Source organism: Streptomyces sp. NPDC033177, assembly GCF_055577715.1.
Genome location: NZ_JBVIPS010000012.1, coordinates 148,484 through 166,878, shown reverse-complemented (window position 1 = coordinate 166,878; position 18,395 = coordinate 148,484). Strand labels below are relative to the sequence as shown.

Genomic DNA, 18,395 nt, shown 5'->3' with positions numbered 1-18,395 from the left:
CAATGGAAAGCACCGCCACCGCCAGCCTGACCGACCTCTGGGACCGGGTCTTCGGCACGCAGGCCGCCCCCGACGAGTGGCTGGTGATCGCCACCGGCGTCGTCGCCCTCGCGGTCGTCCTCCCGCACGGGATCTGGCGTGTGGCCCGCAACGCGATCACCATCGCGCACGAGGGCGGCCACGGCCTGGTCGCCCTGCTGACCGGGCGCCGCCTCGACGGCATCCGGCTGCACTCCGACACCAGCGGCCTCACCGTCTCCCGGGGCAAGCCCACCGGCATAGGCATGATCCTGACCGCGGCGTCGGGCTACACCGCCCCGCCGCTGCTCGGCCTCGCGGGCGCCGCGCTCCTCGCCGCCGGCCACATCACGGCGTTCCTGTGGATCGCGACGGCGCTGCTCATCGTGATGCTCGTCATGATCCGGAACGCGTACGGCGCCCTCACGGTGATCGTCACCGGCGGCACCTTCCTGCTCGTCTCCTGGCTGACCAGCTCGCAGGTGCAGGCGGCTTTCGCGTACGCCGTGGTGTGGTTCCTGCTCCTGGGCGGCGTACGTCCCGCCTTCGAGCTGCAGTCCAAGCGCAGGCGCGGCGGCGCGGGCGACTCGGACGCGGACCAGCTGTCCCGGCTCACGCACGTCCCCGCGGGCATGTGGCTCTTCCTCTTCCACGCCGTCTCACTGTGCTCGCTGATAGGCGGCGGGCGCTGGCTGCTCGGCCTCTGAGCAGCCACGACCCCCCAGCTCTCTGCCACTAAAGTGGGGGCATGACCGTTAACCCCGCGCACAGCACCCTCTGGCCAGCCCCGCACGCGAGCGGAGCCGTCGCCGCGACGGTCCATGTGCCCGGGTCCAAATCGGTCACCAACCGCGGCCTAGTCCTCGCCGCCCTCGCCGCCGAGCCCGGCTGGCTGCGCCGGCCGCTGCGCTCCCGCGACACCCTCCTGATGGCGGGGGCCCTGCGCGCGCTCGGCGTCGGCATCGAGGAAGGCGTCGGCCCGGACGGCTCCGGTGAGGCCTGGCGGATCATCCCCTCCGGTCTGCACGGCCCCGCCACGGTCGACGTCGGCAACGCCGGCACGGTCATGCGCTTCCTGCCCCCGGTCGCCGCCCTCGCCGACGGCGCGATCCGCTTCGACGGCGACCCCCGTTCGTACGAGCGTCCGCTGAACGGCGTGATCGACGCCCTGCGCGCGCTCGGCGCCCGTATCGACGACGACAGCCGCGGCGCGCTGCCGCTGACCGTGCACGGCGCGGGCGCCCTGGACGGCGGCCCGGTCGAGATCGACGCCTCCTCGTCCTCGCAGTTCGTGAGCGCCCTGCTGCTCTCGGGCCCGCGCTTCAACCAGGGTGTCGAGGTACGCCACACCGGCTCCGCGCTGCCCTCCATGCCGCACATCCGGATGACCGTCGACATGCTCCGCGCGGTCGGCGCCCAGGTGGACACCCCGGAGGCGGGCGGCGAGCCGAACGTGTGGCGGGTCACCCCCGGCGCCCTGCTCGGCCGTGATCTGACCGTCGAGCCGGACCTCTCGAACGCCCAGCCGTTCCTGGCGGCGGCCCTGGTCACCGGCGGCCGGGTGACCGTCCCCGACTGGCCCGCGCACACCACGCAGCCCGGCGACAAGCTGCGGGAGATCTTCACCGAGATGGGCGGTTCCTGCGAACTGGCCGAGCAGGGGCTCGTGTTCACCGGCTCCGGCTCGATCCACGGCCTCGACGTGGACCTGAGCGAGGTCGGTGAGCTCACTCCCGGCATCGCGGCCGTCGCGGCCCTGGCCGACTCCCCCTCGACCCTGCGCGGCGTCGCCCACCTGCGCCTGCACGAGACGGACCGCCTGGCGGCCCTCACCAAGGAGATCAACGAGCTCGGCGGCGACGTCACCGAGACCGCTGACGGCCTGCACATCCGTCCGCGCCGCCTGCACGGCGGGATCTTCCACACGTACGACGACCACCGCATGGCCACCGCGGGCGCGATCATCGGCCTGGCGGTGGAGGGCGTACAGATCGAGAACGTGGCGACGACGGCGAAGACGCTGCCCGACTTCCCCGACCTCTGGACCGGAATGCTCGGGAACTGACGGGCGGATCCAGGACATGCGCCGCTACGGAAAGAACCCCGACGAGGACGACATCCGCGTCCGCCCCAACCGCAAGGGCAACCGCCCTCGCACCCACATCAGGCCCAAGCACGAGGACGCGTCCGACGGCATGGTCCTGACGGTCGACCGGGGCCGCCTGACGGTCCTGGTCGACGACCGGATCGTGATGGCCATGAAGGCCCGCGAACTGGGCCGCAAAGCCGCCGTGGTGGGCGATCACGTCTCGCTCGTCGGAGATCTCTCCGGCAAGAAGGACACCCTCGCGCGCATCGTGCGCATCGCGCCGCGAACGTCGGTCCTGCGGCGCACGGCCGACGACGACGACCCGTACGAGCGGGTGGTCGTCGCCAACGCCGACCAGCTCGCCATCGTCACCGCCCTGGCCGACCCGGAGCCGCGCACGCGCCTGATCGACCGCTGCATCGTGGCGGCGTACGACGGCGGTCTCACGCCGCTCCTCGTCCTGACCAAGTCCGACCTGGCGTCCGCCGACAAGATCCTGGAGACGTACTCCACGCTCGACATGCCCTATGTCGTCACCAGCCGCGAGGAGTTCACCGACGACGCTGAGCTCGCCCGGGTGCACGAGGTGCTCGACGGCAAGGTCACCGCGTTCGTCGGCCACTCCGGTGTGGGCAAGACGACGCTGGTGAACGCCCTGGTCCCCGAGGATCGCCGACGCAGCACAGGACACGTCAACGCCGTCACGGGCCGCGGCAGGCACACCACCGTCTCGGCGCTCGCGCTCCCGCTGGCGGGCTCGCCCGGCGGCTGGGTGGTCGACACGCCCGGCGTGCGGTCCTTCGGCCTGCATCACGTCGACCCGTCCCGCGTCATCCTCGCCTTCCCCGACCTGGTGCCGGGGACGGAGGAGTGCCCGCGCGCGTGCAGCCACGACGAGCCGGACTGCGCGCTCGACGCGTGGGTGGCAGGGGGCCACGCGGACCCCGCGCGCCTCTACTCGCTGCGCAGGCTCCTCGCCACCCGTGAGCGACGCGACGACGACTGACCTCGCCGTTGTTTGCGCCGGGGGCGCAGCGGCAAGGGCATAATCGCACCAAGCCTGATCCAAGGCAGGCGAAGCGGTCACCGAACGTACGGTTGCGGAGGCACAGACATGGCGTGGCTGCTGGTCATCGTCGCGGGGTTCCTGGAGACCGGTTTCGCGGTCTGCCTCAAACTCTCGCACGGCTTCACCCGACTCTGGCCGACGATCACTTTCGCGGCCTTCGCCCTCGGCAGCTTCGGTCTGCTCACGCTCGCCCTTCGCAAGCTCGACGTGGGTCCGGCGTACGCGGTCTGGACGGGGATCGGCGCCGCGGGCACCGCGATCTACGGAATGATCTTCCTCGGTGACGTGGTCTCCACGCTCAAGATCGTCTCCATCTCACTGGTGATCGCGGGCGTCATCGGCCTGCAGCTCTCGGGCTCGGCGCACTAGAACGTCACTTCGGCCGGCACGTCACTTCAGGGGTTCAGGCGTTGATCCAGCGCCCGATGGTCCCGCGCACGAGTTCCACGGGGTCCTCCCCCGCGGGCGAGGGCGCGACGACGTACGACAGCGCCATCCGCACGGCGCTCTCGCAGGCCAGGGCCAGCTCCTCCGTGTCCTTCGGCCGCACCCGGCCGTTCAGCGCGTTCACCGCCTTGTCCCGGACGAGGGCGAGCAGTTCGGTGGGCGAGGGGACACCCGCGTCCGCGCGCCGCTGTGCCGGTACGGGCGACGCGGAGGCTCCTGGCCTGGTCGGCGCGGGCAGCCGTTCGTTCCAGCAGCCGGTGAGCATGGCCCGGGTGAGTTCGTTCCCGCGGGCGGCGGCGATCGTCCACGCGCTCACGGCGGTGAGCCGGTCCACCGGTCCGCCCTCCACGGCCAACGCGCGCTCCACGCCGTGCAGATACGCGTCGGTCTCGCGCCGGAGCAGGGCGCGCGCGAGGCCGTCCTTGCTGCCGAACTCGTTGTAGAGGGTCTGCCGGGACACCCCGGCGGTGGCCGCGACGTCGACCATGCGGACGCCCGGCCACGGTCGCCGGGCGAGCGCCGTGTCGGCCGCGTCCAGTAAGGATTCCCGTGCCGCAGGCATCGTCGCCTCCCGGGGCCGAAGCGGCTCTGCGGCCAGAGTTGACGTGCTCGGAAGCGGTGTCAATACTCCCGGCGCGACCTGGCACGGTATGCGTCATGTCCCGGAACGGCCCGGACATACGGCGCTGTGGCTCAGGCACAACGAGATCGATACTGTTCACTCATGCCCGACTACCACGATGATCTGCGTCTTGCCCATGTCCTCGCGGACGCCGCCGACGCCGCGACGATGGACCGGTTCAAGGCTCTCGACCTCAAGGTCGAGACCAAGCCGGACATGACGCCGGTGAGCGAGGCGGACAAAACGGCCGAGGAACTGATCCGGTCGAACCTGAAGCGGGGGCGCCCGCGCGACGCGATCCTCGGCGAGGAGTTCGGCGTCGAGGGCACGGGCCCGCGCCGCTGGGTGATCGACCCGATCGACGGCACCAAGAACTACGTGCGCGGGGTGCCGGTCTGGGCCACGCTGATCTCCCTGATGGAGGCCGGCGAGGGCGGCTTCCAGCCGGTGGTGGGCGTCGTGTCGGCGCCTGCACTCGGCCGCCGCTGGTGGGCCGCGAAGGGCGCCGGGGCCTACACCGGGCGCAGCCTGACCTCCGCGACCCGGCTGCACGCCTCGAAGGTCTCGCGGCTCCAGGACGCCTCGTTCGCGTACTCCTCGCTGACGGGCTGGGAGGAGCAGGGCCGCCTCGACGGGTTCATGGACCTCACACGGGCGGTCTGGCGCACCCGGGGGTACGGCGACTTCTGGCCGTACATGATGGTCGCCGAGGGCTCGGTCGACATCTGCGCGGAGCCCGAGCTCTCGCTCTGGGACATGGCGGCGACCGCGATCATCGTGACCGAGGCGGGCGGCACGTTCACCGGCCTCGACGGCGCCCCGGGCCCGCACAGCGGCAACGCGGCGGCGTCGAACGGCCTGCTCCACGAGGAGCTGCTCGGCTACCTCAACCAGCGCTACTGAGGCGTGCGCCCCGTGTGGCCGAGGCGTGCGCCCTTTGTGCGTACGCCCTGAACCGGCAGCACGCGCCCCCTTGTTGACGACCCGCATGGCTGCGACTCTGAGAGTCCCCCCACTTGTGAACTTGTGAATCGCTTCTCTAGCGGTCCACTCAGGAGGTGGCTCAAGCCCATGCTCGTCCGCGACGCCATGAGCACGATGGTCCTCACCATCGGTCCCGCCCACACACTGCGCCAGGCGGCCCGGCTGATGTCGGCGCGCCGCGTCGGCGCGGCCGTCGTCCTCGACTCCGACACCAGCCTGGGAATCCTGACCGAGCGCGACGTCCTCGTCTCGCTGGGCCTCGGCCAGAACCCCGACACCGAGACCGCAGGCACCCACACGACGACCGACGTCGTTTTCGCCAGCCCGTCATGGACCCTGGAGGAAGCGGCCGACGCCATGTCGCACGGCGGCTTCCGGCACCTGATCGTGATGGACGGCAACGAACCGACCGGCATCGTCTCGGTCCGCGACATCATCCGCTGCTGGGCCCCGAGCCGGCAGCCCACACCCACGCTCACGGCCTGAGGGGCGCTCCCCGAGAACGGCGGCGGGCCGGACCCCCGAGGGGATCCGGCCCGCCTTTTCCCTACGACAAGCGGTCTCAGCCGCGCAGGGCCTGGACCGCGGCCTCCAGACGCTTGCCGAAGTCACCGTCCGCCTGACGGAAGTTGTTGATCCCGCGGTCCACGATGTCCTCGCGCGAGACCTTGGCGAGGAAGCCCGCCAGGTTGTCGACCAGGCGGCCCTTCTCGTCCTCGGACATCAGGCGGTAGAGATTGCCCGCCTGCACGAAGTCGTTGTCCTCGGCGTGCCGGGGCGTCTCGTGGTTGCCGGTGGCGCCGGTGACGGGGACGGGCTGCCACAGCGCGCGGTCCGTCTGGAAGGGACCGCCGAAGCTGTTCGGCTCGTAGTTCTTCGTGCCCTTGTGACGGCCGTCGTACAGCGCGCCGTCACGGGAGTGGGTGCGCGCCTCGGTGGCGTGCGGGCGGTTCACCGGCAGGTGGTCGGCGTTGATGCCGACGCGGTAGCGGTGGGCGTCGCCGTACGCGAAGAGACGGCCCTGGAGCATCTTGTCCGGGGACGGGCCGATGCCGGGCACGAAGTGGGCGGGCGAGAAGATGCTCTGCTCGACCTCCGCGAAGACGTTCTCCGGGTTGCGGTTGAGCTCCAGCTTGCCGATCTCGATCGGCGGGTAGTCCGCGTGCGGCCACACCTTGGTGAGGTCGAACGGGTTGAAGCGGTACGTCGACGCGTCGGCCGCGGGCATGATCTGCACCTGCACGGACCAGGACGGGAACTCGCCGCGCTCGATCGACTGGCGCAGGTCGCGCTGGTGGGAGTCGGGGTCCTCACCGGCGAGCTTGTTGGCCTCGTCCTGCGTGAGGTTCTTGATGCCCTGGTCGGTCTTGAAGTGGTACTTGACCCAGAAGACCTCACCGGCCTCGTTGTTCCACTGGAACGTGTGCGAGCCGAAGCCGTCCATGTGGCGGTACGAGGCGGGGATGCCGCGGTCGCCGAAGAGCCAGGTCACCTGGTGGGTGCTCTCCGGGCTGAGGCCCCAGAAGTCCCAGACGTTGTCCGCCTCCTGCGAGCCCGTGTACGGGTCACGCTTCTGGGTGTGGATGAAGTCGGGGAACTTGATGGCGTCCCGGATGAAGAAGACAGGGGTGTTGTTGCCGACGAGGTCGTAGTTGCCCTCCTCGGTGTAGAACTTCAGCGCCCAGCCGCGCGGGTCGCGCACCGCGTCGGCCGCGCCGAGGTTGCCGGCCACGGTGGAGAAGCGCAGGAAGGTCTCGGTCTGCTTGCCGACCTCGGAGAGGAACTTGGCACGCGTCCACTGCGAGACGTCACGGGTGAGCGTGAAGGTGCCGTACGCGCCCGCGCCCCGGGCGTGCACGACGCGCTCCGGGATGCGCTCGCGGTTGAAGTGGGCGAGCTTCTCGAGCAGGAGCTGGTCCTGCACGAGCACCGGTCCGCCGAGGCCCGCGGTCTCGCTTTGCTGGTTGTCGGCGACCGGCGCTCCGGCCTCCGTGGTGAGCGGTCCCTGCGTCACGTGCGCCTCCTGCGTCATTTTCCTGCGGGTCCTGTCCCCAGGTGTTTACTGAACCCGATCCTACGATAGACATTGTCTAAGTCAAGCAAGCATCCAAAGTCACACCTCGTCGGGACTTAGGCTCTCCACCTGTTAGGCTGGTTCACATGAGCGACCTGTTGGAACGACTGCGCGGACGCGGCTGGCGCATGACAGCGCAGCGGCGCGTCGTGGCCGAGGTCCTCGACGGGGACCACGTCCACCTGACGGCGGACGAGGTGCACGCCCGCGCCGTCGGCAAGCTGCCCGAGATCTCCCGCGCGACCGTCTACAACACCCTGGGCGAGCTGGTGACCCTCGGCGAGGTCATCGAGGTCTCCACGGACCGCAGGGCCAAGCGGTACGACCCGAACGCCCACCGCCCCCACCAGCACCTGGTGTGCGCGCAGTGCGGCACGATCCGCGACGTCCACCCCACGGGCAACCCGCTGAGCAGCCTCCCCGACTCGGAGCGCTTCGGCTTCACGGTCGAGGGCGCGGACGTCACGTACCGGGGCACGTGCCCGAACTGCGCGGCGGGGTAAGGACCCCTTCCAGAATCTGACGGTGCGTCATATGGTCGGCGGCGCCACATATCCGCCTGCCCTCCGCAAGGAGACCCCGTGGGAGACCCGCACCCGAAACTCGAAGCCCACGCAGTAACGAGAACGTTCGGCCGCGGCGCCAAGGCCGTGGACGCCCTGGGGCCGCTGGACCTGAAGATCGCCCCAGGCGAATTCACCTGCATCGTCGGCCCCTCAGGCTGCGGAAAGTCGACCCTGCTCCGCATAGCCGCAGGCCTGCTGCGGCCGAGCCAGGGCCGCCTGATGATCCGCACCACGGACCCGCGCCCCGCCGCCATGATCTTCCAGGACTACGGCATATACGACTGGAAGACCGTCCAGGCCAACGTCCGCTTCGGCCTGGAAATCCAGCGCGTACCGCGAAAAGAAGCGAACGCCCGCGCCACCGACTGGCTGACCCGCCTCGGCCTTGCCGACTTCGCCGACGCCTACCCCGCCACCCTCTCCGGTGGCATGCGCCAACGCGTGGCCATCGCCCGCGCCTTGGCCGTCGAGCCCGAGATCCTCCTGATGGACGAGCCGTTCGCGGCCCTGGACGCCCAGCTCCGCACGATCCTCCAGGACGAACTCCTCGACCTCACGCAGACCACCCGCACCACCACCCTCTTCATCACCCACAGCCTCGAAGAGGCGATCGTGCTCGGCGACCGCGTCCTGGTCATGTCCGCCCGGCCGGGCCGCATCATCGCCGAGCACCGCCCGCCGTTCCCGCGGCCCCGCAGCGGTGACGTACGCACGACGCCCGAATTCAACGCCCTCAAGGGCGAGTTGTGGGACCTGCTGCGCGGCGAGGTGGTCCCGGCATGACGACGACCACCCCGCGCAAGGCGGCCGGCCCCGAGGAGGACGGCGTACTGGTCCGCAGGCCCGGCCCCCAGGAGCTGCACCCCGCCCGCACCCACCGCAGGCGCCGCATCCTGGAGATCGGCCTCGCCGCGGCCGTCCCCCTCGCCCTGCTCCTCCTGTGGCAACTCGCCGCCACCCAGGCCTGGATCGACGACCGCGTCTACCCCGCTCCCCAGACCATCCTTCAGGACGGCTGGGAACGCGCCGCGGACGGCGACCTGTGGCCCGACGTCTGGGCCACGCTCAAGCGCGTGCTCGCCGGCTACGCGATCGGCACGGTCACCGGCTACGCGCTCGGCCTCCTCATGGGCTCGCTCTCGCTCGTACGCGCGGCCCTCGAACCGCTCCTGGACGCCCTGTACGTCGTACCGAAGCTGGCCCTGCTGCCCGTCTTCCTGAACATGTTCGGCCTCGGGGAGGGCCCGCAGATCGCGCTCGTGGCGGCCACCGTCTTCTTCTTCGTCTGGATCTCGACGATGGCGGCGGTGCTCGCCGTGCCCTCGGGACACCGCGACGCGGGCCAGGTCTTCGGGGCGTCGCCGTGGCAGATGTTCCGCCATGTCCTGCTGCCCGCCTCGCTGCCCGCCGTGCTCGTCGGGGCGCGGATCGCGGCGGGCGTCGCGGTCCTGGTGATCGTGGCATCCGAGCAGATCGCGGCGTCGAACGGCCTCGGGCACCTGATCTTCGACTCCCGCGCGCTGTTCCAGAACGACGTGATGTTCGTCGGCATCGTCTGCGTCGCCGTGCTCGGCGTCGTCTTCTCCGAACTGGTGCGGATCGCGGGCCGGTTGCTCACTCCGTGGGCCCCGCGCGACCGCGGCAGAAGCCAGCCCTGAATCACCGGCCATGAACCACCAGCCATGAACCATTCGTACGCGTACGGAGGCTCTATGCACACCCGCACCCGGTTCTCCGCCCTGGCCCTCCTCGTGGCGGGCTCGCTGCTCGCCTCCGCGGGCTGCGCGAAGGAGGACGACGCCCCGGACTCGGCGGCGCCCGCGAAGCCCCGCGCCGTCAAGGCGGTCCCCGGCTGCGGCAAGGGCAGCTGGACGGACCCGTCCGACCTCGCCGAGGACCGCGCGCCCGCCCGCTGCGACAAGGGCGCTCCGGCGCCGCGCCCGCTGCCGAAGGAACGCGACCTCACCATCGCCACGGGCACGCTCAGCGCCGAGTACGTCGCGCCCCTCCAAATGGCCGTGGACAAGGGCGAGTTCAAGAAGGAGGGCCTGAACGTCCAGCTCAAGGTCCTTCCGACCCCCGACGCCCTCCCCCTCCTCGCCAAGGGCGACATCGACGCCCAGTGGGCCGCCCCCGAGGCCGCCGTCATGAACGGCATCACGGGCGGCTTCACCATCAAGTGGGCGGCAGGGAACTTCTCCCCCGACCCGAAGTCCAAGAGCGGCCTGTGGGTGAAGCTGAAGAAGGGCGAGAGCGCGGACCGCGTCCCGATGGCGGGCCGCAAGCTCGGCACCATGATCGGCAAGGGTTCGGTCATCTCGTACCCCATGGGCAAGGCGCTGAAGAAGCACGGCGGCGGCCTCGACAAGATCCAGTTCCAGCAGCTGGGTTCGGCGGACGTCCTGACGGCGCTCCAGAACGGCGGCACCGACTCCGCCTGGCTCCTCGACCCGGTCTGGCGCAAGGTCGACGGCGACGAGCGGTACGCCTTCCTCGGCGGCCAGCCCCAGGGCGAACCGCTCGGCGGTCTCCTCTTCGGCCCCAATCTCCTGTCCGAGGACCCGGACGCGGGCGTCGCGCTGCTGCGCGCGTACATCCGGACCGTGAACACGTACTTCGCCGGTGACTACAAGGCGGACAAGACCTTCGTGGCCGACCTCGCGAAGCTCCTGAAGATCGACGAGGCGGTCCTGGAGTCGACTCCGTCACTGCGCATGGACTGGGAGATCCGGGCCGGCACGACGGACCGGCTCCAGGCGGCTTATGAGGCCGCGGGCGTCGCCGAGGGCGAGAAGGTCCCGGAGGGGAAGGCGGTGGAGCGCAGGCTGTACGAGGAGGCGGTGGGCCACAAGCGGTAGCGGCCCGGTTACGCGCCCCGTCATGCGCCCCGTAACGCACCAAGGGCCGGAAAGCTTCGAAAAGCTTTCCGGCCCTTGGCCTTGAGTAGCGGGGACAGGATTTGAACCTGCGACCTCTGGGTTATGAGCCCAGCGAGCTACCGAGCTGCTCCACCCCGCGCCGTTGTGTCGCAACCGTACGTCAAGCGCGACGACCAGCGCAAATCAGCTCCGGCGCCTGCTGTGGGCAGGCGTTCCGCGCCGCTGTGGGCAGGCGTTCCGCAGGGCGGAACGGGTGGGCACAGCCCACAGACGGCCCGCACCCGCCCGACAGCCGCACGTCACGAAAGCTGAGGCGTTACGCAGTCAGCTCCTGCTGCAAAGCTTCGCGCAAGCGAGCCGCCCGCTCGGAAACCTCAGCCGGCCCCAGCTCCACCGCACGGGAAGCCCACCGCTGCCCCTCAACCAGCTGCCCGCGCCGAGCGTAGAGCAGCGCAAGCCGCAGAGCCGCACGCCCGTGCCCCGCGTCAGCGGCCCGCGTCCACCAGAGCGCGGCCTCGGGCTCACTCCCCTCACGGGCAAGCAGCAGCCCCAGGTTGAACGCCCCGTTCCGGCTGCCCGCGTCCGCCGCGAGGCGGTACCACCGCGCCGCCTCGACGACATCCCCGCGCCCCGCGGCCAGCATCCCGACCCGCACCTGCGCACGCCGGTGCCCCTGCTGGGCAGCCCGCTCGTACCACTCCTCGCACTCGGTCTTCTCCGCGGCGGGCTCCCCGAGCGCGGGCGGCCCCGCGGCGGACCGCCGCGCGTCGAGCACGGTGCCGAGCCGGTACGCCGCCTCCGCGCTGCCGCCACCCGCCGCGCACCGCAGATGCCGCTCGGCCTCCTGCTCGTCGCCCTCCCGCAGCCGCGCGGTGCCGACCTGGAGCGCGGCCTCGGTGTGCCCTGCCGCCGCCGCACGCTCGTACCAGGGCAGGGCGGAGTCGTCGTCGTCCCGGGAGGCGTACAGGATCCCGAGGTTGAAGGCCGCGTCCACGCTGCCCGCCTCGGCCGCCTTGGAGAACCAGGGCTCGGCGCCCGCCGCGTCGCCGCCCTGGAGCAGCAGCACGGCAAGCGCGTTGGCGGCCTCGCGGTGACCGGCGTACGCGGCGCGCCTGTACCACTGGTCGGCCTGCACGGTCCGCCCCTGCTCGGCGCAGAGCAGACCGAGGTTGTACGCGCCGTTCACGTCGCCCGCGTCCATGGCGGCCCTGTACCAGCGCTCGGCGGTCTGGGTCTCGCCCCGCTCGGCGTGCAGCGCGCCCAGGGCGTTCGCGGCGTTGCCGTCGCCGTCCTGGGCTGCTTTCAGCCACCAGACGGCGGCGCTCTCCTCGTCGCCCGCGTCACGCAGCAGGAAGCCGAGGGCGCAGGCGGCACGCGCCTCCCCGTCCTTCGCGGAGTTCAGGTACCAGCGCCCGGCCTCCTTCAGCTCGCCGCGCTGCTCCAGGATCGCGCCGAGGTGCAGCGCGGCCCGCCGGTGTCCGCGCGCGGCGGCCTGGCGGTACCACTGCTCGGCCTCGGCGGCAGCGGAACGTGCTCCTTTGACGTCGGCCTTCGCGGTGGCCTTGCCGTCGGCGCGCTCGGCAGTGGCCCGCCGGTCGAGGGCGCGGGCGATCCTGTACGCGGCCTCGCGGTGGCCGCGCTCGGCCGAGGCCCGCATCCAGCGCTCGGCGCCCACGTCACCGCGGTGCTCCAGGAGATCGGCGAGGGCGTACGCACCCAGGGCGTGGCCCTGCTCGGCGGACTGCCGCAGCCAGTACTCCGCGGCGGGCTCGTCGCCGCGCTCCCGGTGGTGGCGCCCGAGCGCGTGCGCGGCAGCGGCGGAACCGGCCACGGCGGCGACCCGCCACCAGCCGGCCGCCTCGTCGGCGTACCCGCGCTGGTGAAGGAGGACTCCGAGGTTGTTGGCCGCCGCACGGTCACCCTCGGCGGTCGCGGCGCGCAGCAGGGACTCGGCCCCGTCGAGATCACCGCGGCGCAGCAGAAGGCTTCCGAGGACGCTCATCGCGTCGACATCTCCGGCCTCGGCGGCCATCCGGTGGCGCAACTCCTCGGCGGCCGTCCCGGGATCCTCCCGGTCGGCCGCCTGCACAAACCGCCCTGTATCCAACAGAGTTGCCTTGTCCCCCATAACGTCCATCGTCGCACCACCTGCAACCCTGGGTATACCTGAAATACCGCAGCCAGTGAGGTCACTTCAGCGTTTTGTCGACATGCCCACAGAGAGACAAGTCAAACACGAATCCCTCAACTCCCCCCGGGAGGCGCACGGTTCGCACAGACCAGCGCACGACGCCACGGACCCCACGCACACACGACGAAGGCCCGGATCCGATAAGGATCCGGGCCTCTGTCTTGAGTAGCGGGGACAGGATTTGAACCTGCGACCTCTGGGTTATGAGCCCAGCGAGCTACCGAGCTGCTCCACCCCGCGCCGTTGTGTTGCAACCGTACCACGGCGCGGAGGGGGTGTTTCGCAGCAGGTCAGCCGCCCTTCTTGTCGCCGTTCTTGTCGGCGTTCGCGTCGCCGTTCTTGTCGCCCTTCTTGTCCGCCGCGGCCTGGGCGTCCTCGGCGCGCTGCAGGGCTTCCTGCAGGTCGTCCTGCGCCTTGCCGTACGCCTCCCAGTCGCCGTCCTTCAGGGCCGTCTGCCCGTCCTCGAACGCCGTCTGGGCGTCGTCGAGGGCAGCCTGCACCGTCGGGTCGTTCGACTTGGGCGGCTCGGCCGGCTCGTCCGTGTCGCCCTCGTCGGCCGGTGGCTTGGTGGTCCCCTCGGCGCCGAAGACCTGGTTGAGGCCGTCGCTCAGGGAGTCCGCGAACGCGGTCTCCGTGCCGTAGGACACCGCGACCTTCTTCAGGAGCGGATACGCCGACTTGCGTCCCTGTACGTACACGGGCTCGACATAGAGGAACCCGTCGTCCAGTGGCACCGTCAGCAGGTTTCCGTAGAGGACGTCGGAGTCGGCGCCCTTCATGTCCCGGACGAAGTTACCGACCTCGGTCATCGAGTTCAGCTTGTTCTGGACCTGTTCCGGGCCGTCCACGTCGCCCGTGACTCTCAGCAGTTTCATCTTGCCGAAGTCCTTGCTTCTGGCGTCGGCGTCGACCGTCATGAAGGCGCGCAGATTGGGGCGCCCGCTGGGGGTGAACGTCGTCGTCAGTGCGAACTGCTGCTGCGTCTGGCCCGGCGTCTTCATGGACAGGTAGTACGGCGGAACCGCGCTGTTGTCCTTCTTCGTCGGGTCGTTCGGCACCTGCCAGGCGTCACTCGCGTTGTAGAACTGGCCGGGGTCCGTGACGTGGTAGAGCGTCAGGAGTTCGCGCTGCACCTTGAACATGTCCTGGGGGTAGCGCAGGTGGTCCATCAGGGCCTTGGGGATCTCACCCTTGTCCTTGACGGTGTCCGGGAACGCCTTCTTCCAGGTCTTGAGGACCGGGTCCGTGTCGTCCCAGGTGTAGAGCTTGACCTCTCCGGTGTACGCGTCGACGGTCGCCTTCACCGAGTTGCGGATGTAGTTGACCTGGTTCTGCTGGGCCACCACCGCGCGCTGGTCGTCGGACTCGGACAGCGAGTCGGCCGTGGTGTCGCCGAGCGTGGTCCGCGAGGCGTACGGATAGCCGTTGCTCGTCGTGTAGGCGTCGACGACCCACTGGATCTTGCCGTCGACCACCGTCGGATACGTGTCGCCGTCGATGGTCAGCCAGGGAGCGACCGACTCGACGCGCTCCTTGGGGGTGCGGTTGTAGAGGATCCGCGAGCCCTCACCGATGGCGCCCGAGTACAGCATCTGCGGTTCGCCGAAGGACACCGCGTAGGCCGCACGGTTGATCGGGTTGGAGAGATTGACCCCGCTGTCGCCCTTGTAGCTGTAGGTCTTCTGGCCGCCGCCGTCCTCTTCGTAGTCGAGCTCCTTCTGGGGCCCGCCGACGATCGAGTACTGGGTGGTCTTCTCGCCGTAGTAGATCCGCTGCTCGTACTCGCCGAGGTTGCCGGCGGTCGGCAGACCGAAGTTCGTGAAGTCCGGGGCGCCCTTGGAGCCCTTCTTCGTCTCCGTGCCCTTGGCCGTGACCATGCCGTACCCGTGGGTGTAGGCGAAGTGGTCGTTGATCCAGTTGCGCTTCTCGAGCTTGTCGAGGCTGAGCTCACGCAGACCGACGATGGTGTCCTGGCCGTTGTAGCGGTCCACGTCCAGGGTCGTCGGGAAGCGGTAGTACTCGCGCTCCTGCTCCAGCTGCTGGAACGTCGGAGAGACGATGTTCGGGTCGTTCAGCCGGTAGTTGGCGGCCGAGTCCGCGTCGTCGCGCTTCTTCTTGGGATCCTCGTCGGCCTTGCCGGCGCCCTTGTAGTCCTCGGGCTTCACACCGCTGATGCCGTACGCGTTGCGCGTCGCCGCGATGTTCTTCTTGATGTACGGCGCTTCCTTGGCCTGCTCGTTCGGCTGGACCTGGAACTTCTGCACGATGGCCGGGTACAGACCGCCGATGAGGATGGCGGAGAGGACCATCAGGCCGAAGCCGATGACCGGCAGCTGCCAGGTGCGCCGCCACAGCGTCCCGAAGAAGAGCAGGGCGCAGATGACGGCGATGCAGAACAGGATGGTCTTGGCCGGCAGGTACGCGTTCGCGTCCACGTAGCGAAGGCCCGTCCAGTCGCCCGTCGCCTTGAAGTCACTGGACTTCACCGCGAGGCCGTACCGGTCGAGCCAGTACGCCACCGCCTTGAGCGTCACGAAGACGCCCAGCAGCACCGACAGGTGCCCGGTGGACGCAGCCGTGGCGCGCGCGCCGGGACTGGTGACCCGCAGTCCGCCGTACAGGTAGTGCGTCAGGGCGGCGGCGATCAGGGAGAGCACCGTGGCCGCGAAGCCGAAGCCGAGCAGGAAGCGGTACCAGGGCAGGTCGAACGCGAAGAACGACACGTCCAGGTGGAACTGCGGGTCCTTCTGATTGAAGGAGACGCCGTTCACCCACAGCAGCCATGTGCGCCACTGGCCCGCAGCGGACGCGCCCGCGATCAGGCCGACGAGCGTGGCGATGCCGAGCAGCAGCCACTTCTTGTACGGCGCGATGCTCATGCGGTACCGGTCGAGGCTCTGCTGCTCCATCGACATGGCGCTCAGCGGCGGGCGCAGCCGGTGCGCCAGCCAGATGTTCAGTCCGACCGCGGCCGCCATCAGGAGGCCGAAGACGAAGAACAGGCCGATCTTGGTCCACAGTGTCGTCGTGAAGACCGACGAATAATTAACCGAGCGGTACCAGAGCCAGTCCGTCCAGAACCCCGCGAACATGACGAACACCATGGCGAGTACCGCCAGGATGCCCAGTGTCATGAGCAGGGTCCGGACGCGACGGGACGGTCGGCCCACTCTGATCCGTGGCCCCGTCGGGCCTCCGCCGCGGTCCGGCATCTGGAAAGCCAAGGTGCGCACCTCGAAGTTCGATGTTGATTCTGTTGATCCGTCAGGGTCCTGTGATCGTGGACCCACACCTATGCAACTTACCTACGCTTTACTCGGTTCCCGTTTCTCGGGACTAACGAGGCAGGATTGTGACCATGTCCAACACTCCCATGGCAGCGAGCCCCCTCACCCGTGCCGTTCTCGAGATCGACGAGTACGCGTCCGGCCTCGGCTGGGACCGGCCCGCACGCCTCTTCGCGCTCGTCGACACGGCGCGACTGCGCTCCCAAGAACCCGGCCTCGCCCGTCAGCTGGGCCTCGACAACTCCCCCGAGGAGACCGGCCTCACACCCATCGAGCAGGAAGAGATCCCGGAGGGCAAGCCGCTGGACGAGTTCCTCGGCACCATCGCCTGGCCGGACTCCGTGGCGGGCTGCGCGCTCACGGTGGAGCGCCTGATGCTGCCGCCGTCCGCGGAGACGTCCGTCCCCGAGGGGCTCAGCGAGGCTCAGCTCGCGAAGTGGGTGGCCGAGCACCCGGACCGCCAGGAGGTCCGCATGACGGTCGCGGTGCTGCGTGACGGTGCGCGTGATTCGGCCCTGCGGCTGCGCGAGAAGGACTCGGCCACCGAGGTCCTGACGGGGTCCGACCTGGTTCCGGGCCTCGCGGAGGCGCTTGCGGCCACGTTCGCCTGACACCACGCCGTTCCCGTATGCGGGCGGGGTCCGGCCCCGCCCGCGTACGTCCGGCTACTGCTTCTTCACCGGCTACTTCTTCACCGTGCACTGCGGCAGGTCCGCGGTGTCGCCCTTGCGGATGTCGTCGAGGGAGCTGACCGCGTCGTCGATGGTGTCCACCTTGACCAGCGTGAGGCCGTCCGGGACGTCCTTGGCGGCCGTGGCGCAGTTGTCCTTGGGCGTCAGGAAGTACTCGGCGCCCTTGGCGCGCGCGCCGACCGTCTTCATGCCGATGCCGCCGATCGGGCCGACCTTGCCGTTGTCCTCGATCGTGCCGGTGCCGGCCACGAAATTGCCGCCCGTGAGGTCGTTCGGGGTCAGCTTGTCGACGATGCCGAGCGCGAACATCAGTCCGGCACTGGGGCCGCCCACGTCGGCGAGCTTGATGTCGATCGTGAACGGGAACGTGTGATCGGTGCCCGCCTGAATGCCCACGATCGCCCGGCCGTCCTTCGCCTTCTCGGTGGTGATCTTGACGTCCTCCGTGCGGGTCGGCTCCTTGCCCGCCTTCTCGGCGGCGGCCGCCTCCTTCACGGGGACGAGGCTGAAGACGACGTCCTGGCCCGGCTTGTGCTGGGTGACCAGCTCGGCGACGTCCGTCATCTCCTTGACGGGCTTGCCGTCGACCTTCCTGATGACGTCACCCGCGTGGAGCTTGCCCTCGGCGGGGCTGTTCTTGAAGACGGTGGAGACGACGACCTGGGACTTCACCGGGATGTCCAGCTCCCTGAGCGCGGCGACCTTGGCGCTCTCCTGGGACTGGCTGAACTCCTCGGCGTTCTCCTGGCTCGACTGCTGCTCGGTCTTGCCGTCCGGGTAGAGGGTGTCGTGCGGCACCACGATGTTGTCGTGGGCCATCCAGCCGTACACGGCCTCCGCGATGTTCATGTTGTAGTCGGCACTCGTGACCCGGACCGTCGTCATGTTGAGGTGACCGGTCGTCGGATAGGTCTTGTGGCCGGAGATCTGCAGCACCGGCTCGCCGCCGTGGTCGCCGAGGGTGTTCACCGTCGGACCCGGGGACATCTCCGAGTACGGCACTTTGATGAGGACTCCGGCGCAGAGCAGCGCGATCAGCATCAGGGTGGAGGCGAGCATCGTCGCGGTGCGGCGTGGCATGGAACGACAGTACGGGACCTGTCTGTCAGTGCACCTTCGGGGCCTTCGGCCTCACGTGCCCGAGTGGGACTTCTCCATCGCCTCGCGGAAGGCCGCGTAGCCGTTCAGCTCGGTGTTGTCCCCGGTCTTGCCGGACTTGCGGTTGCGCGCCGCCAAGGCGGCCCACACCCCCGCACCGACGGCTGCCGCGAACGGAATCAGCAACCAGGCAAGTGATGCCATGTCGACCTCCCGACCCCTTGAGCGACAACAACTGACTGATCAGCAGATTAACCATCCGCTGCGTCAACGCTCACGCCAGGGGTCGGGTTACGCAACCGGAGCCCACTTGGGCCAACTGGCCCGGTGAAGCGGCCGGCGATCAACAGGCGCCGACCCACTCCTCCTGGCCGGCCCA

17 protein-coding genes and 2 tRNA genes are annotated in these 18,395 nt (G+C 69.8%); 11 read left to right on the top strand and 8 right to left on the bottom strand.

The window, feature by feature from the left end:
• Positions 1-2 precede the first annotated feature (2 nt).
• From ACZ5U5_RS35465 to ACZ5U5_RS35450, 4 genes are all read left to right on the top strand, one after another.
• Positions 3-725 (top strand): M50 family metallopeptidase, encoded by a 723-nt coding sequence (locus tag ACZ5U5_RS35465; RefSeq protein WP_469030622.1) that lies wholly within the window; start codon positions 3-5, stop codon positions 723-725.
• A gap of 41 nt (positions 726-766) precedes the next feature.
• Positions 767-2,083, top strand: a complete 1,317-nt coding sequence (gene aroA / locus ACZ5U5_RS35460) for a 3-phosphoshikimate 1-carboxyvinyltransferase (protein WP_469030159.1) — start codon at positions 767-769, stop codon at positions 2,081-2,083.
• A gap of 16 nt (positions 2,084-2,099) precedes the next feature.
• Positions 2,100-3,113 carry a ribosome small subunit-dependent GTPase A gene (gene rsgA / locus ACZ5U5_RS35455; protein ID WP_469030157.1) on the top strand — a complete coding sequence of 338 codons (1,014 nt, stop codon included), beginning with the start codon at positions 2,100-2,102 and terminating at the stop codon, positions 3,111-3,113.
• Between the two features lie 108 nt (positions 3,114-3,221).
• On the top strand, positions 3,222-3,545 hold the full coding sequence (locus ACZ5U5_RS35450; protein WP_344525002.1) for a DMT family transporter: 324 nt from the start codon (positions 3,222-3,224) through the stop codon (positions 3,543-3,545).
• Between the two features lie 34 nt (positions 3,546-3,579).
• Here ACZ5U5_RS35450 and ACZ5U5_RS35445 read toward each other — a convergent pair whose 3' ends face one another.
• Positions 3,580-4,185 (bottom strand): TetR/AcrR family transcriptional regulator, encoded by a 606-nt coding sequence (locus ACZ5U5_RS35445; protein WP_469030153.1) that lies wholly within the window; start codon positions 4,183-4,185, stop codon positions 3,580-3,582.
• A gap of 162 nt (positions 4,186-4,347) precedes the next feature.
• On the opposite strand from ACZ5U5_RS35445, the gene hisN reads away from it, so the two are divergent.
• Positions 4,348-5,148, top strand: coding sequence for a histidinol-phosphatase (gene hisN / locus ACZ5U5_RS35440; RefSeq protein WP_469030151.1), 801 nt, complete (start codon positions 4,348-4,350; stop codon positions 5,146-5,148).
• A gap of 168 nt (positions 5,149-5,316) precedes the next feature.
• Positions 5,317-5,715, top strand: coding sequence for a CBS domain-containing protein (locus ACZ5U5_RS35435; protein ID WP_469030148.1), 399 nt, complete (start codon positions 5,317-5,319; stop codon positions 5,713-5,715).
• A gap of 76 nt (positions 5,716-5,791) precedes the next feature.
• On the opposite strand, the gene ACZ5U5_RS35430 is transcribed toward ACZ5U5_RS35435, so the two are convergent.
• Entirely contained in the window at positions 5,792-7,261 is a 1,470-nt protein-coding gene (locus ACZ5U5_RS35430) for a catalase (RefSeq protein WP_469030146.1), read from the bottom strand.
• A gap of 128 nt (positions 7,262-7,389) precedes the next feature.
• On the opposite strand from ACZ5U5_RS35430, the gene ACZ5U5_RS35425 reads away from it, so the two are divergent.
• The 4 genes from ACZ5U5_RS35425 (at position 7,390) to ACZ5U5_RS35410 (ending at position 10,727) form a co-directional block, all read left to right on the top strand.
• A complete protein-coding gene (locus ACZ5U5_RS35425) occupies positions 7,390-7,806 on the top strand; it encodes a Fur family transcriptional regulator (RefSeq protein WP_469030144.1) in 417 nt (138 codons plus the stop codon).
• 78 nt (positions 7,807-7,884) lie between these two features.
• Positions 7,885-8,652: an ABC transporter ATP-binding protein gene (locus tag ACZ5U5_RS35420; protein WP_469030142.1), complete on the top strand. Its 768-nt coding sequence runs from the start codon at positions 7,885-7,887 to the stop codon at positions 8,650-8,652.
• Positions 8,649-9,527, top strand: coding sequence for an ABC transporter permease (locus ACZ5U5_RS35415; RefSeq protein ID WP_469030139.1), 879 nt, complete (start codon positions 8,649-8,651; stop codon positions 9,525-9,527). The genes ACZ5U5_RS35420 and ACZ5U5_RS35415 overlap by 4 nt, the downstream gene beginning before the upstream one ends.
• A 54-nt stretch (positions 9,528-9,581) precedes the next feature.
• Positions 9,582-10,727, top strand: a complete 1,146-nt coding sequence (locus tag ACZ5U5_RS35410; protein WP_469030136.1) for an ABC transporter substrate-binding protein — start codon at positions 9,582-9,584, stop codon at positions 10,725-10,727.
• An 86-nt stretch (positions 10,728-10,813) separates the two neighbouring features.
• Here ACZ5U5_RS35410 and ACZ5U5_RS35405 read toward each other — a convergent pair.
• From ACZ5U5_RS35405 to ACZ5U5_RS35390, 4 genes are all read right to left on the bottom strand, one after another.
• Positions 10,814-10,887 (bottom strand) — tRNA-Met (locus ACZ5U5_RS35405).
• 177 nt (positions 10,888-11,064) lie between these two features.
• A complete protein-coding gene (locus tag ACZ5U5_RS35400; RefSeq protein ID WP_469030133.1) occupies positions 11,065-12,885 on the bottom strand; it encodes a tetratricopeptide repeat protein in 1,821 nt (606 codons plus the stop codon).
• A 220-nt stretch (positions 12,886-13,105) separates the two neighbouring features.
• Positions 13,106-13,179: transfer RNA gene (locus ACZ5U5_RS35395), tRNA-Met, on the bottom strand.
• Positions 13,180-13,229: 50 nt separating this feature from the next.
• A complete protein-coding gene (locus ACZ5U5_RS35390; protein ID WP_469030620.1) occupies positions 13,230-16,151 on the bottom strand; it encodes a UPF0182 family membrane protein in 2,922 nt (973 codons plus the stop codon).
• A gap of 146 nt (positions 16,152-16,297) precedes the next feature.
• On the opposite strand from ACZ5U5_RS35390, the gene ACZ5U5_RS35385 reads away from it, so the two are divergent.
• On the top strand, positions 16,298-16,837 hold the full coding sequence (locus ACZ5U5_RS35385; protein ID WP_469030130.1) for a PPA1309 family protein: 540 nt from the start codon (positions 16,298-16,300) through the stop codon (positions 16,835-16,837).
• A 72-nt stretch (positions 16,838-16,909) separates the two neighbouring features.
• Here ACZ5U5_RS35385 and ACZ5U5_RS35380 read toward each other — a convergent pair whose 3' ends face one another.
• Positions 16,910-17,998 carry a YlbL family protein gene (locus ACZ5U5_RS35380; RefSeq protein ID WP_469030127.1) on the bottom strand — a complete coding sequence of 363 codons (1,089 nt, stop codon included), beginning with the start codon at positions 17,996-17,998 and terminating at the stop codon, positions 16,910-16,912.
• A gap of 51 nt (positions 17,999-18,049) precedes the next feature.
• The gene (locus ACZ5U5_RS35375) at positions 18,050-18,220 is read right to left on the bottom strand and encodes a hypothetical protein (protein ID WP_469030124.1); all 171 of its coding nucleotides are present in this window, start codon (positions 18,218-18,220) and stop codon (positions 18,050-18,052) included.
• Between the last annotated feature and the right edge of the window lie 175 nt (positions 18,221-18,395).

Coding starts and splice junctions, on each gene's coding strand:
- ACZ5U5_RS35465 (WP_469030622.1), top strand. CDS start 3: ATGGAAAGCACCGCCACCGCCAGCCTGACCGACCTCTGGGACCGGGTC.
- aroA (WP_469030159.1), top strand. CDS start 767: ATGACCGTTAACCCCGCGCACAGCACCCTCTGGCCAGCCCCGCACGCG.
- rsgA (WP_469030157.1), top strand. CDS start 2,100: ATGCGCCGCTACGGAAAGAACCCCGACGAGGACGACATCCGCGTCCGC.
- ACZ5U5_RS35450 (WP_344525002.1), top strand. CDS start 3,222: ATGGCGTGGCTGCTGGTCATCGTCGCGGGGTTCCTGGAGACCGGTTTC.
- ACZ5U5_RS35445 (WP_469030153.1), bottom strand. CDS start 4,185: ATGCCTGCGGCACGGGAATCCTTACTGGACGCGGCCGACACGGCGCTC.
- hisN (WP_469030151.1), top strand. CDS start 4,348: ATGCCCGACTACCACGATGATCTGCGTCTTGCCCATGTCCTCGCGGAC.
- ACZ5U5_RS35435 (WP_469030148.1), top strand. CDS start 5,317: ATGCTCGTCCGCGACGCCATGAGCACGATGGTCCTCACCATCGGTCCC.
- ACZ5U5_RS35430 (WP_469030146.1), bottom strand. CDS start 7,261: ATGACGCAGGAGGCGCACGTGACGCAGGGACCGCTCACCACGGAGGCC.
- ACZ5U5_RS35425 (WP_469030144.1), top strand. CDS start 7,390: ATGAGCGACCTGTTGGAACGACTGCGCGGACGCGGCTGGCGCATGACA.
- ACZ5U5_RS35415 (WP_469030139.1), top strand. CDS start 8,649: ATGACGACGACCACCCCGCGCAAGGCGGCCGGCCCCGAGGAGGACGGC.
- ACZ5U5_RS35410 (WP_469030136.1), top strand. CDS start 9,582: ATGCACACCCGCACCCGGTTCTCCGCCCTGGCCCTCCTCGTGGCGGGC.
- ACZ5U5_RS35400 (WP_469030133.1), bottom strand. CDS start 12,885: ATGGACGTTATGGGGGACAAGGCAACTCTGTTGGATACAGGGCGGTTT.
- ACZ5U5_RS35390 (WP_469030620.1), bottom strand. CDS start 16,151: ATGCCGGACCGCGGCGGAGGCCCGACGGGGCCACGGATCAGAGTGGGC.
- ACZ5U5_RS35385 (WP_469030130.1), top strand. CDS start 16,298: ATGTCCAACACTCCCATGGCAGCGAGCCCCCTCACCCGTGCCGTTCTC.
- ACZ5U5_RS35380 (WP_469030127.1), bottom strand. CDS start 17,998: ATGCCACGCCGCACCGCGACGATGCTCGCCTCCACCCTGATGCTGATC.
- ACZ5U5_RS35375 (WP_469030124.1), bottom strand. CDS start 18,220: ATGGCATCACTTGCCTGGTTGCTGATTCCGTTCGCGGCAGCCGTCGGT.